Consider the following 15,503-nt stretch of genomic DNA (forward strand, 5'->3'; position numbering starts at 1 on the left):
ATGCGGAACGCTTCGCAAGCTTCACAAACAGCTGCTCTGACATGCGAAATTGGCAAGTTTGCAAACCGGAGAAGAAGTGCCCTGCACAGGCCGTACTCGGTGGCCGTGCTCGGCCTCCGACACCGGATCCGGAGGGCCGGGAGGGCACCCGGAAACTTCTAGGACTTCTCCAGAAATTCGATCCTCTCGGAATCGAGCGCGGCCGCCACCATCGCCGCCAGACCGGGGTGGCGGGACAGATCCGGGTCGTCGTCGACGACACCGCGGGCGAACTCCTGCGCCGACGCGATCACGTCCTCGTGCTCGAGCAGGGACAGCAACCGCAACGTCGTCGCGCTGCCCGACTGGGCCGAGCCGAGGACATCGCCCTCTCGACGCTGGCGCAGATCGAGCTGGGCGAGTTCGAAGCCGTCGTTGGTCCCGGCGACGGCGGTCAGTCGCTCGAAAGCCGGCGATCCCGGCATCATGTCGGTGATGAGGATGCACAGTCCCTGATGGCTGCCGCGACCCACCCGGCCGCGCAGCTGATGAAGCTGGCTGACGCCGAACCGATCCGCGTCGACCAACACCATGACGGTCGCGTTGGGGACGTTGACACCCACCTCCACCACCGTGGTGCAGATGAGGACGTCGATCGCACCGGCCGTGAAGTCGCGCATCACCGCGTCCTTCTCGTCGGATGGCAGCCGCCCGTGCAAGAGTCCGAGCCGCAGATCTTGCATGGGCCCCGACCGCAGTTCGTCGAAGAGATCGACGGCCGACTTCGTCTCCGGCGGCTCCTTGCCGGCCTTGATCAGTTCGGCATCGCTGTCGCCGTCACCGATCCGCGAGCACACCACGTACGCCTGCCGTCCGTCGGCCACCTCCTCCCGGATCCGCTCCCACGCCCGGGCGACCCACTGCGGGGTCTGCCGTGCCGCCACGACCTTGCTCACGATCGGCGCGCGCCCCTGCGGCAGCTGCCGCAGCGTCGACGTCTCGAGATCGCCGAGCACCGTCATCGCGATCGTGCGGGGAATCGGCGTCGCGGTCATCACCAGCAGGTGCGGGCTGAGCCCCTCCTTGGCTCGCTTGCGCAGCTCGTCGCGCTGCTCGACACCGAAGCGGTGCTGCTCGTCGACCACGACGAAGCCGAGGTCGAAGAACTCCACGTTGTCCTGAATCAGCGCGTGTGTGCCGATGACGATCCCCGAATCACCGGTCACGATGTCCAGGAGCGCTGCCCGACGCGCCTTGGTCGACATCGATCCCGTCAGGAGCGTCACCTTGGTCGCCACGTCCGCGGCCCCCAGCTCACCGGCAGCGCCGAGCGGCCCGAGCATCTCCCGCAGCGACCGGGCATGCTGCGCCGCAAGCACTTCCGTGGGGGCGAGCAGTGCGCACTGGTATCCGGCATCGACGGCCTGCAGCATCGCCCGGAGCGCCACGATCGTCTTGCCGGAACCCACCTCACCCTGCAACAGGCGGTTCATCGGGTGCCGGCGGGCGAGATCGGCCGAAATCTCCTCGGCCACCTCCTTCTGCCCCTCGGTGAGCTCGAACGGCAGCATCTCGTCGAATGCGGCAGCCAATCCGTCCGGCTTCGGCGGGCACTGCGGCGCCACCCGCGCCGCGATGTCCCGTCGGCGCTGCGCGAGCACCAACTGCAGTGCCGCCGCCTCGTCGAATCGCAGACGCTCCTGCGCACGGCCGATGTCGTCGCGGGTCTCGGGTAGGTGCACCAGGCGCAGGGCCTCGTCGAGCCCGATCAAGCCTTGTTCCCCACGCACCGCGTCCGGCAGCGGATCCTCGACTGTGTCGAGCTGATCGAGCACCTGACGCACGCAACGGAGGATCGTCCAGCTCTCCACCTCCCGCGTCGCCGGGTACAGCGGGATCAGCTCGCGGTCGAAGATCGACATGTCGACGCCGGAACCGGAATCCTGCGTGGCGCGCGCCATTCCGGCGAGGGAACCCGCCCCCTGCACGTGTGCCATGGACACCACCGGATCCTCGCCCTCCGCCGGCTCGGGCAGGATCAGGTAGCTCGGATGCGTCAGGCTCCACTTGTTGCGGAAGTACTTCACGGTGCCGGAGAACATCGCCCGGACACCGACACGCACAGCGTGCTTGACCTTGTGCGGGTTGAAGAACGTGACGTCGACGCTCTGCGACTCGGCCGCGAGCACCACCTTGAGCATCTGGCCGCGGCGGCTCTTCATGTTCACGACGTCGGCCTTGACGACTCGGGCGATGATCGTGACGTGCGAACCCTCCTCCGGCTCCTTCTCCGTCAGTTCCCGCCCCTGTGCGGCGTACCGGTGGGGGTAGTGCCGCAGCAGGTCCTCGACCGTGCGGATGTCGAACGCCTCGACGAGCGCGTCGGCCGTCTTCGCCCCCAGCAGGTGGTCGAGGCGATCCGTCAGCGTCGCCATGTCGGGTGTCCCGTCGCCGTGCTCACTATCGACTCGCCTTCTACTCGACGCCGAACTGCAACAGATCGCGGCTCTGCCCACCCCGGTAGACCATCACCTCGACCCCCGGATGGCGGGACGTGATGTAGTCCGCGACCCGCTCCCCCAGCCCCTCGCTCGCCTGCGCGCCCAGGAGCACCGTCACGAGCTCGCCGCCGGCCCCCAGAACGAGGTCGACGAGCCGGCATCCGGCGGCCACGACGTCCCGTTCGATCACCACGACCTCGTGCCCGACGAGGCCCAGTCCGTCCCCCGGTTCGCACGTCCCGACGTAGGTGAGGGCGCGTTCCTCCGCGACCCGAAGCGAACCCCAGCGGGTGGCCGCCGCCGCTTCCGACATCGCGAACGCGTCGTCGACCGCCAGCCGCTCGGCGTCGTGCACGGCGAGCGCCGCGAGTGCCTGCACCATCGACGAGCTGGGCAGGAAGACGACGTCGCGCGCATCGGCGCGGGCCCGCGCGCCCACCGCGATCAGGTCCTGGGCCGGCAACGCGCCGTTCGGCAGCACCACGACCTCGCGGCGGCCGGTGCCCCGGATGGCCGCGAGCAACTGCTCGGGGGTGACGGCGCCGTCGGACCGCAGTACCCGCGCGCCCTCCTGCTCGAACAGTTCCGCCGCGCCCGGCCCCTCCACCACGGACAGCACCGCGCGTGGGGTGGCGGGGTCCGGGACGTCGGCGCGGGCAGCGTCGAGCACGAAACACGTGATGCGAACGCTGTGCAGGCGCCCGGCCTCGAGTCCGGCCTCGACGGCGGCTCCCGCGTCGCTGCAGTGCACGTGGACCGACCACGTGGGCATCTCGTCCGAACCGTCACCGACGATCACGACGGAATCCCCCAGGGAACAGAGCCGACCACGCAGATCCGCGATGCGTGCCTCGTCCGATTCGGCGACGAGGTACATCACCTCGTAGTCCTGGCCGGCGACCTCGTGGACGAGGTGCGCGGGGCCGCACACGTGCTCCGCGCCGGTCGCCGCACCCTCGCCGGCCGGCGCCAGGAAGGCCTCCCGAGCCGGGGGCACACCGCAGATCACCTCGACCAGGGCGTCGAGGATGACGACCAGACCCCGGCCACCGGCGTCGACCACGCCGGCCGCACCGAGCACGGCGAGCTGCGACGGAGTCCGGAGCAGCGCCTCGGCCGCCGCATCCGCGGCCACCGCCGACAGCCGCGCAAGCGGAGCACCCGCGGCCTCCGCGGCCACCGCGTCGGCGGCGGCCGCGAGCACCGTGACGATGGTTCCCTCCATCGGGACGCTGACAGCCTCGAGAGCCAGATCCGATGCGTGCCGCAGCGCCGAACGGAAGGTGTCGGCGTCGAGCCTGTGCGACTTCGTGGACTCGGCGACCCCCCGCAGCACCTGGGAGAGAATCGCACCCGAGTTTCCGCGCGCGCCCGTCACCGCCCCGCGCGCGAGCGCCCGGGCCACGGCGGACGCGTCGGCCCCGCGCTCGTCCGCGGACAGTGGTGCGGCGGCCCGGACCGCTGCGCGCATCGTTGCGAGCAGATTCGTTCCGGTGTCCGCGTCCGGGACGGGGAAGACATTGAGATCGTTGATCTCGTCGCAGCGCTTCTCGATGCCGGTGACACACGCGTCGGCCCATCGGTACAGAGCGGAGCCGTCGACCGCCTCCAGGACCTCGAGCACCCGTGTTCGTCCTCTCCGCGCATCGGCCACACCAGCAGCGGGACGGGGCCACTACCCGCCCAGCCGTCCCAGACCGCCAGCTTAGCGGGGCCATCCGACGTACCCCTCGAACGCGGCCCACGCGCAACCTGTACCGTCATTCCAGTCTTCGACACGGCCCGAACCGCACTGTAGTTCGCCTCGGGCCCGATGATTTGGCCAATCCATGCGGATGCGGTTACCCTTGCAGGGTTGCCTCGCACGGGTCGTTCCACTTCGCGTGTTCGTAGGCAAGAACAAGACAATGTTTGACTATCACAAGGAGTTCGCGACTATGGCTGCCGTCTGCGACGTATGCGCCAAGGGGCCCGGCTTCGGTAAGTCGGTCTCGCACTCGCACCGGCGTACCAACCGTCGCTGGAACCCGAACATCCAGCCCGTTCGTGCTCAGGTTGCCCCCGGCAACACCAAGAAGCTGAACGTCTGCACCTCTTGCCTGAAGGCCGGCAAGGTCGTGCGCGGCTGATTCCGCTCACAGCACAGTTCTTCGACTGAGCCCCCGACACCTCGGTGTCGGGGGCTCAGTCGTTTTCGCGGCTCGTCCGGAGGGGCTCTCGGCCGCTCGTGACCGTCGCGGTGGATGGGACCGGACTACCGGACCGGCCCGATCGAGCGGCTAGTGTGCTCCACGTGACTGCAACAGAAGCACCCAGCAATGTCCGGATCGAGGACGGCGTCCTCCGCGTGGCCGTGGCAACTGCCGCGAACGGAACCTCCCTCGACATCGACGGAATCACCGAGGCGACTGCCGCACTGCGCGCGGCCGGCAGCGACGTGGGCGCGGTGCTTCTCGTCGGTGACGGCGCGAACTTCTGCGCCGGAGGCAACGTTCGGGCTTTCGCCTCGGCCGAGCGTCGCGGCGAGTTCGTCGGCGAGATCGCGACCGCGTTCCACGAGTTCGTGCGCGCGCTCGACGACACCACGGTCCCGGTCGTCGCGGCGGTCCACGGCTGGGCTGCCGGCGCCGGCATGAGCATCGTGTGTCTCGCGGACATCGCGATCGGTGGCACCTCGACCAAGCTGCGTCCCGCGTACCCGTCCATCGGCTTCACACCGGACGGCGGCATGTCGTGGACGCTGCCGCGCATCGTCGGTGCGTCACGCGCACGGGAGATCCTGCTCACCGACGCCGTCCTGAACGGCGAGGAGTCCGTGCGTCTCGGCCTGCTCAGCCGGATCGTCGAAGACGACCAGGTGCAGGACGAAGCCCTGCGTGTGGCACGGACGCTCGCAGCCGGCCCGACCGCGTCCTACGCCGGGATCAAGAAGCTCTTCGCGAGCAGCCGGGCCAACTCGCTGTCCGAGCAGCTCGACGCCGAGACCGCGTCGATCTCCGCCGCAGCCGACGGTCCCACCGGCCGCGAGGGTGTCGACGCGTTCGTCGAGAAGCGTCGCCCCGACTTCTCGTCGGTGCGCAACGCGTAAGCGGGAACCGCGGATCCCGGTCGCTCGTCAGGCCTCCACGGTCACGGCGACCGGGGTCCGGTCCGCACGGAAGTGCACCTTCGGCCAGTAGCCGGCCAGGAAGGCCTGTTCGAACAGACCCCGGTCGTCAGAGAGGTCCACCCCGAAGTCCCCCGAGTGGTAGACGGTGGCGGCTTCGAGCCCGAACGAGTCGAGGAAACGCAGCCGGTCCTCGTCGGTGTCGCTCTCCTCGCGCACCCGCCACCCTATCGACACCGAGGCGTCAGGGCAGACGCCAATCCACCTGGTTCGCACCGAGTTCGGCGAGCAACTCGTTGGCGCGACTGAACGGCCGCGACCCGAAGAAGCCGCGGGACGCCGACAGCGGCGACGGGTGCGCCGACTCGATCGTGGGAACGTCGCCGAGCATCGGCTTCAGTGTGGCAGCGTCACGCCCCCACAGGATCGCGACCATCGGCGACTGCCGCTCCACGAGCGCGCGGATCGCCTGTTCCGTGACCGCCTCCCAGCCCTTCCGGCGGTGCGACCCGGCCTCCCCCGGCGCGACGGTCAGCACCCTGTTCAGCAACAGCACACCGTTCTCGGTCCAGGGCGTCAGGTCGCCGTTCGACGGCGTCGGGTACCCGAGGTCCCGGCTGTACTCGGCGAAGATGTTGTTCAGGCTCCGCGGCACCGGCCGGACGTCCGGCGCCACCGAGAAGCTCAGGCCCACAGCATGTCCGGGTGTCGGGTACGGATCCTGACCGACGATGAGGACGCGCACGTCCTCGAAGGGATGCGTGAACGCGCGCAGCACGTTCTCACCACTCGGGAGGTACTGTCGTCCGGCGGCGATCTCGGCGCGCAGGAAGTCGCCCATCTCGGCGATCCGGCCCTCGACCGGTGCGAGGGCCTTCGCCCACCCGGGGTCGATCAGGTCCGTCAGCGCCTTTGCCGCCATCAGTCGAGCCTGCGCAGCGCGTCGCGGTAGAACGCGGCATTCGCCGCGTACAGCTTCACGTTGAGTTCGAGGTGACCCTCGGGAACCTCGTAGCCCTCGCGCACCTTGGCCGGCACACCGAGCGCCATGCTGCGCGGCGGCACCTCGAACTTGAACGGCACGACGGCGCCCGCCCCGACCACCGATCCGGCACCCACCGTCGAGCCGTTCAGCACGACGGCGCCGGACGCGATGAGGCAGTTGTCGCCGATCTGCGCCCCCTCGATGTGGGCGTTGTGCCCGACCACGCAGCCGGCGCCGATGACGGTCGCGTCGATCGACGTGCAGTGGACGACGGTGCCGTCCTGGATGTTGGTGCCGGCGCCGACGCTGATCGTGCCGTAGTCGCCGCGCAGCACCGCCTGCGGCCAGATCGAGGCGCCCGGCCCGAGGGTCACGGCGCCGATCACGACGGCGTCGGGATGGACGTAGGCGTCCGGTGCGATGTCCGGTTCGCGATCACCGAGTGCGTAGATAGCCATGCGTGCAACCTATCCCGCGTCGAAGCTCTGCCAGCCACCGGACACCGTCCACGGATGCCCGTCGACCAGCACCCTGCCGCCGTCGGCGTCCACACCGGAGACCACCTCGCCGATCGCCGACCAGCCGTCCGGAAGCACCGTTCCGGGCGGGAACGTCGCCGCCAGGGCGTGGTCCTCGCCACCGGTCAGGATCCACTCCCACGGATCCCGCCCGAGATCGCGCGCCGCATCGAGCAAACCGGCGGACGCGTCGATCCGCCCCCGGTCGATCCGGATCCCGACGCCCGACGCGTCCGCGATGTGGCCGAGGTCGGCGACGAGACCGTCGGAGACGTCGGTCATCGCGCTCGCGCCGGCGACCGCGGCCGCGACGCCCTGCTCGTAGGGCGGTGTGGGGACCCGGTGCGCGTCGATCAACTCCGCCGCACCCGGAACCGACGGGTCCACGCCGGCGAGCAGCAACGCCAGTCCCGCAGCCGACCGGCCGAGCGCCCCGGCGACAGCGACGACGTCGCCCTCTCGCGCACCCGAGCGCAGCACCGGACTGCGGCCTTCGAGGTCGCCGAGGACCGTGACCGACACGACGACCTCGTCGGCCTGCACCAGATCGCCGCCGACCACACCCGCGCCGAGAGCCTCCGCGGCACTGCCGAGACCGTCCGAGATGCCCGCGGCAACCGCGAGTGGGGTGTCGGGCGGGCAGCCCAGCGAGACGAGGAACGCCGTCGGACGCCCTCCCATCGCGGCGATGTCCGCACCGTTCTGGGCCACCGCTTTTCGGCCCACCTGCTCGGGTGTCGACCAGTCCAGCCGGAAGTGCCGATGTTCGACGAGCATGTCCGCCGACACCGCGGCCCGGCCGTCCGGCATCCGCACCACGGCCGCGTCGTCGCCCGGCCCGAGCAGCGTCGTCGACGGTTGCCTGCGTCGTTCCACGGCCCGCCCGATCACCGCGAACTCCCCCACCGACGCCACGGTGCGATCGTCGTCGTCCTGCTGCGGTCGCGAGGATTCGATGGTGGGCCTCCCAATGCTGATGTGCGTACTCGTGTGCGCCGGCGGTCTCCCGGTCCCGGGATTCGCCTCCCGCAACTGCGGTACCTTTTAGTGTGCGGCCGGGCATCCGGTGCGGGGCGCCGGGACCGGAGTCCCGTGGGTCTCCGCGACTCTACCGAGGCGACGGCGCACGACGACGGGAAGGACGGACCCGTGGTGCAGGCTTACGTACTGATCCAGACCGAGGTCGGCAAGGCCGCGGCGATCGCGGCGACGCTGTCCCGGATCACCGGCGTCGATTCCGCCGAGGACGTGTTGGGGCCGTACGACGTGATCGCCCGCGTCGGCGCACCCGCCGAGGCCGCGCTGTCCGACGTCGTCGACGACATGAAGAAGGTCCGCGGGATCACCCGCATCCTGACCTGCCAGATCGCGGCGCCAGCCGCACCGACCGAGAACTGAGATGTCCGAACCCGAGAACCCCACCACCGATCAGAACGAACCGCACCCGTCCGAGAAGCGCAGTCCCGCGCTGATCGCGACCGCGGTCGCCCTCCCCGTCGCGCTCGTCATCGGCGTCATCGTCGCCGCCGCGATCGCCGGGCGTTCACCCGTGAAGGAAGATGTCGGGCTCGGCCCCGTGGAGGCGCCGGCAGCGCAGTCCGCGGAATGCACGACATTGATGAACGACCTGCCCGAGAACCTCGGCGACTACACGCGCGCCGAACTGCGCGACCCTGCACCCGAGGCGACCGCCGCGTGGCAGCCCGACGAGGGCGAGCCCGTCGTGATGCGGTGCGGTCTGCCGCGTCCCCCGGAGTTCGACCAGGCATCGCCGCTCAGCGTCGTCGACGGCGTCCAGTGGTTCGAGATCTCCGGCGCCTCGCAGGGCATCGAGGCCAGCACGTGGTACGCCGTCGACCGCGGCGTGTACGTCGCGTTGACCGTGCCCAACGGATCGGGCCCGACGCCCCTGCAGGACGCGTCCGCTGCGGTTTCCGAGGCGCTGCCGCAGAAGCCGCTCGACCCCGCGCCGGTCCCCAACCCGTAGCGGGTCGCGCGCGGGCCGGGGTCCGACGCCGCGGCGCTCGGCTCAGCTCAGCGCAGCCCCGTCCCGCGCGCCACGGCCGTGTCGACGAGCGTCGAGACGAGCGTCTCGTACTCGACACCGGCGGCCTGCCACATGCGCGGGTACATCGAGATCGACGTGAAGCCCGGCATCGTGTTGATCTCGTTGATCACGGGTCCGTCCGCAGTGACGAAGAAGTCGACGCGGGCCAGCCCCTGGCAGTCCAGCGCGCGGAAGGCACGGACCGCGAGGGCGCGGATCTGTTCGCTGACGTCGTCGTCGAGCTTGGCCGGAACGTCGAATTCGCAGACGTCGTCGAGGTACTTGGTGTCGAAGTCGTAGAACGCGGACTCGTCCCCGTCGGTGTCGGGCATGCGGATCTCGGCGACCACGCTGGCCCGCACGTCACCGTCGGGGAATTCGAGGACGCCGCATTCCACCTCGCGCCCGACGATCGCCGACTCGACGATCACCTTGGGGTCGTGCGAGCGGGCGACGGCCACCGCGGCGTCGAACTGCGACCAGTCCGCCACCCGCGTGATGCCGATCGACGAACCGCCACGGGCCGGCTTCACGAACACCGGCAGCCCCAGCTGCTGCTTCTGCTCGTCGGTGACGGTCGACGTGCCCGGGCGGAGCACCACCTGGAACCCGACCGGCAGACCCTCGGCCGCCAGCAGCTTCTTGGTGAACTCCTTGTCCATGCCCGCCGCGCTGGCGAGGACGCCGGGACCGACGTAGGGAATGCCGGCCAGCTCGAGCAGGCCCTGGATGGTGCCGTCCTCGCCGTACGCACCGTGCAGGACCGGGAACACGACGTCGACCGACGCGAGCGCCTGACCAGCCTGCTTGTCGTCGAGAGCGACGACGGCACCCGCACGGGTCGGGTCCGCGGTGAGGGTGAGAGCCTTGCCGTCCGCGTCCACGGTCGGCATGGACCGGTCGCGGATCGCGAGGTCCGCGGGATCGGTCGAGCCCAGCACCCACGCGCCGTCGGTCGTGATGCCGATCGGTACCACTTCGTAGCGATCCGGGTCGAGGTTCCTCAGGACGCTGCCGGCGGAGACACAGGACACCGAATGCTCGTTGCTGCGGCCACCGAAGACGACGGCGACCCTGGTACGCGGATTGTTCACGCCCCAAACCGTACCGTTGCGAGCGGCCTCGCCACGAACCGACCGAACAGCTCGATTCGATACTGCCCGAAGTGCCCGGAACTACTCGGGTTTGATGCGGCGCCCCAGCAACATACCGACCGCGTCGTGAACCGACATGCCCTCGTGGCACACCCGGTGCACGGCGTCCGTGAGCGGCATCTCGACCCCCTTCGCAGCGGCCAGGGCGCGCACCGACGTACACGACTTCACGCCTTCGGCGATCTGGCCGTGGGTCGCGGCCTGGGCGCTCTCGAGCGACCCTCCGAGCCCCAGCCGCTCACCGAAGGACCGGTTCCGGGACAGCGGCGACGTGCAGGTGGCCACGAGGTCGCCGACGCCCGCCAGGCCCGCGAGCGTCGCGGCGTTGGCTCCCGATGCGACTCCGAGTCGGATGATCTCCGCGAGTCCTCGGGTGATCAGGCTCGCGATCGTGTTCTCCCCCAGCCCGATGCCGGACGCCATGCCGCACGCCAGCGCGATCACGTTCTTGCAGGCCCCACCGATTTCACACCCGATCACGTCGGTGTTCGTGTAGGGCCGGAAATAACTTGTCGCGCAAGCTTTCTGGACGGCGAGGGCGCGCGCCTCGTCGGTGCACGCGACGACCGTGGCGGCCGGCTGGCCGAGCGCGATCTCACGCGCGAGATTGGGCCCCGAGAGCACCGCCACCCGTGTCGGGTCCACCGACGCCACCTGTGAGACGACCTCGCTCATCCGGAGCAGTGTCACGCTCTCGATGCCCTTCGCGAGGCTGAGCAGGGTCGCGTCCGGACCGATCGCACCGGCCCACCGCTCGAGATTTCCGCGCAGCGACTGGGACGGCACGGCGAGGACGACGATGTCCGCGCCCGCCAGAGCCTCCTCGTGATCGTCGGTCGCCGACAGCGTCGGCGGCAGCGCGATCCCGGGCAGGTAGTCCGGGTTCTCGTGCCGGCTGACGACGGCGTCGGCGATCTCGGTTCGCCTGGCCCACAGCGTCACGTCGGTTCCCGCGTCGGCCAGCACTTTCGCGAACGCCGTCCCCCACGATCCCGCCCCCAGAACCGCCGCCTTGCTCACGCCGCCCCCTCCGCTCCGCGCTCACCCGAGTTGTTCACTGCCCACACCGTTCCGCCGCCGACCTGCCCGCTCACTGCCTGCGAACACGATATCCCTCACACCGATCGGTCGGCGGGCGCGCCGCGTCGACGGCGCGGCTGGCAAGATTGGCGACATGAGGGGTGCGCACCGATCGGATCAGCCCGCGCACACCCATGTCGTCGTCGCCGTGAAAGACCTCAGCCGCGCGAAGACCCGCCTCGCGGAATCGCTGTCGGCCTCGGACCGGACCGACCTCGTCGTGGCGATGCTGCGGGACACGCTGAGCGTCCTGGTGGGCGCGCGCGACACGGCCGACCCGGCTCGGATCACGGACGTGACCGTGGTGACCCCCGACCCCGTCGTTGCGTCGATCGCCGCCGAGTGCGGCGTCGGGCACCTTCCGGATCCGGCCCGACGCGCCATCGGCGAGTCCGGGCTCAATGCGGCGCTCACGGACGCGGAACGCGCGCTCGGCACCGCCGGGGGCGCGATCGACGTGGTGGCGCTGCAGGCCGACCTGCCCGCCCTGCGGACAGCCGAGCTGCTCGATGCACTCGGACAGGCCCGCCGCGGCGGACGCTCGATCGTCGTGGACCACACCGGCACGGGAACCTCGGCGCTGTTCGCCTGCGGCCCGTCCACTCGTCTCGACCCGAGGTTCGGGACCGACTCCGCACGGGCCCACATCGCGTCGGGGGCGCGGGTACTCGACGGGGCCTGGCCAGGACTGCGCCAAGACGTAGACACCCTCGACGACCTGTTCGCCGCAGCCCGCCTCGGCCTCGGCCCCGCGACCCGGGCGGTGTTCGACCGCCTCGGATGTACGCCGGGTGTCCGGCAACTCCGATAGCTGTGAACTCCGTGTGATCGATTGTCCTGCCTGCGAATCTCGAGGGATGATCGTGGAGTGAGCAACGGGAGAGCACTCGAGCGACGCACGGACTCCGACCGATCGGCGGAGGACGGTTCCGACTCTGATCGAACACGCCCGGCGGGTATCGGCCATTCGGCCATCATCCCGACCGCCCCGCCTGCGGCCACCCCCACCGGCTCCCCGGACGGCGGTCTGCCCACGGCGCGCTATCTCAACCGCGAACTGAGCTGGCTCGACTTCAACTCCCGTGTGCTCGCCCTCGCGGAGGACACTTCGCTGCCACTGCTCGAACGCGCAAAGTTCCTCGCGATCTTCGCCTCGAACCTCGACGAGTTCTACATGGTCCGGGTGGCCGGCCTGAAACGACGCGACGAAACCGGGCTGTCGGTGCGGTCCGCGGACGGACTCTCGCCCCGTGAACAACTGGCGCTCATCGGATCCCGCACCCAGGAGATCTCGTACAAGCACGCCAGGGTGTTCCTCGATTCCGTGCGTCCGGCGCTCGCCGACGAGGGCATCTCGATCATCGGCTGGTCCGACCTCGATTCCGAGGAACGCACGCGTTTGTCGGCGCACTTCCACGAACAGGTCTTCCCGGTCCTGACCCCGCTGGCCGTCGACCCGGCCCATCCGTTCCCCTACATCAGCGGGCTGAGCCTCAATCTCGCGGTCACCGTGAAGGATGCCGCAACCGGCGGAGAGCACTTCGCGCGCGTGAAGGTGCCCGACAACGTCGACCGGTTCGTGCGCGTGACCCGCACCGGCGACACCCCCGGCGCGATCGCGGCCTTCCTGCCCACCGAGGACCTCATCGCCGCCCACCTCGACGTACTCTTCCCCGGCATGGAAGTGGTGGAGCACCACGCTTTCCGCGTCACACGCAATGCCGATTTCGAGGTCGAGGAGGATCGCGACGAGGACCTGCTCCAGGCACTCGAGCGCGAACTGGCCCGACGGCGGTTCGGTTCCCCGGTCCGCCTCGAGGTGGCCGACGACATGACCGAGCACATGCTCGAACTGCTGCTCCGGGAACTGGACGTGGATCCCGGGGACGTCATCCAAGTACCTGGGCTTCTTGATCTTTCGTCGCTCTGGCAGGTCTACGGCGTCGACCGCCCGAATCTCAAGGACGCGCCGTTCGTTCCCGCCACGCACCCGGCGTTCGGCGAGCGGGAGACGCCCAAGAGCGTCTTCTCGACCCTGCGCGACGGCGACGTTCTCGTTCAGCACCCGTACGACTCGTTCTCCACGAGTGTTCAGCGGTTCATCGAGCAGGCGGCCGCCGACCCTCAGGTTCTCGCGATCAAGCAGACGCTCTACCGCACCTCCGGCGACTCCCCGATCGTCAACGCCCTCGTCGCGGCGGCCGAGGCGGGCAAGCAGGTGGTGGCGCTCGTCGAGATCAAGGCGCGCTTCGACGAGCAGGCGAACATCAAGTGGGCCCGCAAACTCGAACAGGCCGGCGTCCACGTCGTCTACGGACTGGTCGGTCTCAAGACCCATTGCAAGACATGCCTCGTCGTGCGACGCGAGGGGTCGACCATTCGCCGCTACTGCCATATCGGCACCGGCAACTACAACCCCAAGACGGCCCGCCTCTACGAGGACGTCGGCTTGCTCACGGCGGCACCCGAGATCGGCGCCGACCTGACGGACCTGTTCAACTCCCTCACCGGGTACTCCCGAAAGTCGCAGTATCGCAACCTGCTCGTCGCCCCGTACGGCGTGCGCGCCGGGATAATCGCCCGCATCGAATCGGAGATCGAGCACCGCAAGGCCGGCCGCGAGGCGGGAATCCGGCTGAAGGCCAACGCCCTCGTCGACGAACAGGTGATCGACGCGCTCTACCGCGCATCACAGGCCGGGGTCCCGGTCCGGATCGTGGTCCGCGGGATCTGTGCGCTCAAGCCCGGCGTTCCCGGCCTCAGCGAGAACATCGAGGTCCGCTCGATCCTCGGCCGCTTCCTCGAGCATTCGCGGATCATGCACTTCCAGGGTTCGAACGAGTTCTGGATCGGTAGCGCCGACATGATGCACCGGAACCTCGATCGCCGCGTCGAGGTGATGGCACAGGTCAAGGATCCGCGTCTCACCCGTCAGCTCGACGAGATCTTCGACTCCGCACTCGATCCCACCACCCGCTGCTGGGTACTCCAGTCCGACGGCAGCTGGCAGGCCGCACCCGCTCGTGGCGAGAAGGTGCGGGAGCACCAGGAAGAGATGATGCGCCGACGCAGATCCACCAACTCCTGACGCGGAATCCGCTCCAGTCCAGCCGTTCGACCACGACCTCCGGTCGAGGGAAGGAACCACACCGTTGAGTCCTGATAAACCGGTCAAAGCAAACATTTTCGCGGCCGGCGCAGTTCTGTGGCGCAAGTCACCGAACAACCCGTACGAGATCGAAATCGCACTCATTCACCGGCCGAAGTACGACGACTGGTCTTTTCCCAAAGGAAAACTCGATCCCGGCGAAACATCGATTTCCGCCGCAGTGCGGGAGATCCACGAAGAGACCGGAATTACAGCGCAATTGGGGCGACATCTCTCAGGTGTGACATATCCGATACCGGGCCACCGCAAGCTCAAGCGGGTCGAATACTGGGCAGCCGAGGCGGCGGGCGGTGAGTTCACGCCCAACGACGAGGTGGACGAGATGCGGTGGCTGCCACCGGACGACGTCCCCGACCAGCTCTCCTACCCGATGGACCGAACGATCCTGCGGCGGTTCGTCCAGATCCCGCCGGACACCACCACGGTCCTGCTCGTGCGTCACGCAAAGGCGGGCAGCAGGAAGAAGTACGAGGGCGACGACGACACGAGGCCGCTCGACGAGAAGGGTCGTGTGCAGGCGGAAGCCCTTGTCGGCCAACTACGAGCCTTCGGAGCATCCGAGGTGTCGTCGGCGGACCGGACCAGGTGCGTGCAGACGGTGGAGCCCCTCGCCGCGTCGCTCGAAGTACCGATCCACATCGAGCCCCTTCTCTCCGAAGAGCAGTACGCGGCCGATCCGGCGAGCGCCCGCGCCCGCGCCCGCAAGATCGCTGCTCGAGGCGGCGTTCAGGTCATCTGCAGCCAGGGCGGGGTCATCCCCGACCTCCTGGAGTGGTGGGCCAAACGCGACGGCATCACGCTGCCGCCTGCCCGAAACCGTAAGGCGAGCACGTGGGTGCTGTCGTTGTCGGGCGGTCGGTTGGTCGCGGCGGATCACATCGACAGCCCGCTGCCCATGCCCCGCAACGCGGATTGACCTCTCGACACACGACAAGGCGGCCACGGGATTCGATCCCGTGGCCGC

At 69.4% G+C, this 15,503-nt stretch carries 15 protein-coding genes; 7 read left to right on the forward strand and 8 right to left on the reverse strand.

The features are described from left to right. Positions 1 to 158: 158 nt before the first annotated feature. Positions 159 to 2,414: an ATP-dependent DNA helicase RecG gene (gene recG, locus C7H75_RS16395; protein WP_106851605.1), complete on the reverse strand. Its 2,256-nt coding sequence runs from the start codon at positions 2,412 to 2,414 to the stop codon at positions 159 to 161. A gap of 40 nt (positions 2,415 to 2,454) precedes the next feature. After that, complete coding sequence (locus C7H75_RS16400) at positions 2,455 to 4,104, reverse strand: fatty acid kinase ATP-binding subunit FakA (protein WP_084847366.1); 1,650 nt, start codon at positions 4,102 to 4,104, stop codon at positions 2,455 to 2,457. Positions 4,105 to 4,417: 313 nt separating this feature from the next. On the opposite strand from C7H75_RS16400, the gene rpmB reads away from it, so the two are divergent. After that, positions 4,418 to 4,609 (forward strand): 50S ribosomal protein L28, encoded by a 192-nt coding sequence (gene rpmB / locus C7H75_RS16405; protein WP_005519049.1) that lies wholly within the window; start codon positions 4,418 to 4,420, stop codon positions 4,607 to 4,609. A 164-nt stretch (positions 4,610 to 4,773) separates the two neighbouring features. After that, positions 4,774 to 5,568 (forward strand): enoyl-CoA hydratase/isomerase family protein, encoded by a 795-nt coding sequence (locus C7H75_RS16410; protein WP_037086177.1) that lies wholly within the window; start codon positions 4,774 to 4,776, stop codon positions 5,566 to 5,568. A gap of 27 nt (positions 5,569 to 5,595) precedes the next feature. Here the strand turns inward: C7H75_RS16410 and C7H75_RS16415 are convergent, their stop codons facing one another. The 4 genes from C7H75_RS16415 to C7H75_RS16430 are packed head-to-tail and all read right to left on the reverse strand — an operon-like array spanning position 5,596 to position 7,980. Then, positions 5,596 to 5,805 carry a hypothetical protein gene (locus C7H75_RS16415; RefSeq protein ID WP_106851606.1) on the reverse strand — a complete coding sequence of 70 codons (210 nt, stop codon included), beginning with the start codon at positions 5,803 to 5,805 and terminating at the stop codon, positions 5,596 to 5,598. A gap of 25 nt (positions 5,806 to 5,830) precedes the next feature. Beyond that, entirely contained in the window at positions 5,831 to 6,508 is a 678-nt protein-coding gene (locus C7H75_RS16420) for a uracil-DNA glycosylase (protein WP_005519044.1), read from the reverse strand. Beyond that, positions 6,508 to 7,029 carry a gamma carbonic anhydrase family protein gene (locus C7H75_RS16425; RefSeq protein WP_005519043.1) on the reverse strand — a complete coding sequence of 174 codons (522 nt, stop codon included), beginning with the start codon at positions 7,027 to 7,029 and terminating at the stop codon, positions 6,508 to 6,510. The genes C7H75_RS16420 and C7H75_RS16425 overlap by 1 nt, the downstream gene beginning before the upstream one ends. A 9-nt stretch (positions 7,030 to 7,038) precedes the next feature. Then, the gene (locus tag C7H75_RS16430; RefSeq protein ID WP_013416597.1) at positions 7,039 to 7,980 is read right to left on the reverse strand and encodes a thiamine-phosphate kinase; all 942 of its coding nucleotides are present in this window, start codon (positions 7,978 to 7,980) and stop codon (positions 7,039 to 7,041) included. 261 nt (positions 7,981 to 8,241) lie between these two features. Here C7H75_RS16430 and C7H75_RS16435 point away from each other — a divergent pair, with 261 nt between their 5' ends. Next, on the forward strand, positions 8,242 to 8,487 hold the full coding sequence (locus C7H75_RS16435) for an Lrp/AsnC ligand binding domain-containing protein (RefSeq protein WP_041674790.1): 246 nt from the start codon (positions 8,242 to 8,244) through the stop codon (positions 8,485 to 8,487). 1 nt (position 8,488) lies between these two features. Then, positions 8,489 to 9,076 carry a DUF3515 domain-containing protein gene (locus tag C7H75_RS16440; RefSeq protein ID WP_005519040.1) on the forward strand — a complete coding sequence of 196 codons (588 nt, stop codon included), beginning with the start codon at positions 8,489 to 8,491 and terminating at the stop codon, positions 9,074 to 9,076. Positions 9,077 to 9,123: 47 nt separating this feature from the next. Here C7H75_RS16440 and C7H75_RS16445 read toward each other — a convergent pair whose 3' ends face one another. Beyond that, positions 9,124 to 10,230 carry a D-alanine--D-alanine ligase family protein gene (locus C7H75_RS16445; protein WP_005519039.1) on the reverse strand — a complete coding sequence of 369 codons (1,107 nt, stop codon included), beginning with the start codon at positions 10,228 to 10,230 and terminating at the stop codon, positions 9,124 to 9,126. A gap of 81 nt (positions 10,231 to 10,311) precedes the next feature. Further along, the gene (locus C7H75_RS16450) at positions 10,312 to 11,310 is read right to left on the reverse strand and encodes an NAD(P)H-dependent glycerol-3-phosphate dehydrogenase (RefSeq protein ID WP_013416601.1); all 999 of its coding nucleotides are present in this window, start codon (positions 11,308 to 11,310) and stop codon (positions 10,312 to 10,314) included. A gap of 154 nt (positions 11,311 to 11,464) precedes the next feature. On the opposite strand from C7H75_RS16450, the gene cofC reads away from it, so the two are divergent. The 3 genes from cofC (at position 11,465) to C7H75_RS16465 (ending at position 15,455) form a co-directional block, all read left to right on the forward strand. Continuing rightward, positions 11,465 to 12,181 (forward strand): 2-phospho-L-lactate guanylyltransferase, encoded by a 717-nt coding sequence (cofC, locus tag C7H75_RS16455; RefSeq protein WP_013416602.1) that lies wholly within the window; start codon positions 11,465 to 11,467, stop codon positions 12,179 to 12,181. 147 nt (positions 12,182 to 12,328) lie between these two features. Next, the gene (locus tag C7H75_RS16460; RefSeq protein WP_394342311.1) at positions 12,329 to 14,458 is read left to right on the forward strand and encodes an RNA degradosome polyphosphate kinase; all 2,130 of its coding nucleotides are present in this window, start codon (positions 12,329 to 12,331) and stop codon (positions 14,456 to 14,458) included. A 64-nt stretch (positions 14,459 to 14,522) separates the two neighbouring features. Beyond that, the gene (locus tag C7H75_RS16465; protein ID WP_005519035.1) at positions 14,523 to 15,455 is read left to right on the forward strand and encodes an NUDIX hydrolase; all 933 of its coding nucleotides are present in this window, start codon (positions 14,523 to 14,525) and stop codon (positions 15,453 to 15,455) included. The last annotated feature ends 48 nt before the right edge of the window (positions 15,456 to 15,503 follow it).

This window comes from Rhodococcus (subgen. Prescottella) equi (genome assembly GCF_003013675.1).
GTDB lineage: Bacteria > Actinomycetota > Actinomycetes > Mycobacteriales > Mycobacteriaceae > Prescottella > Prescottella equi.

Coding starts and splice junctions, on each gene's coding strand:
- recG (WP_106851605.1), bottom strand. CDS start 2,414: ATGGCGACGCTGACGGATCGCCTCGACCACCTGCTGGGGGCGAAGACG.
- rpmB (WP_005519049.1), top strand. CDS start 4,418: ATGGCTGCCGTCTGCGACGTATGCGCCAAGGGGCCCGGCTTCGGTAAG.
- C7H75_RS16420 (WP_005519044.1), bottom strand. CDS start 6,508: ATGGCGGCAAAGGCGCTGACGGACCTGATCGACCCCGGGTGGGCGAAG.
- C7H75_RS16425 (WP_005519043.1), bottom strand. CDS start 7,029: ATGGCTATCTACGCACTCGGTGATCGCGAACCGGACATCGCACCGGAC.
- C7H75_RS16440 (WP_005519040.1), top strand. CDS start 8,489: ATGTCCGAACCCGAGAACCCCACCACCGATCAGAACGAACCGCACCCG.
- cofC (WP_013416602.1), top strand. CDS start 11,465: ATGAGGGGTGCGCACCGATCGGATCAGCCCGCGCACACCCATGTCGTC.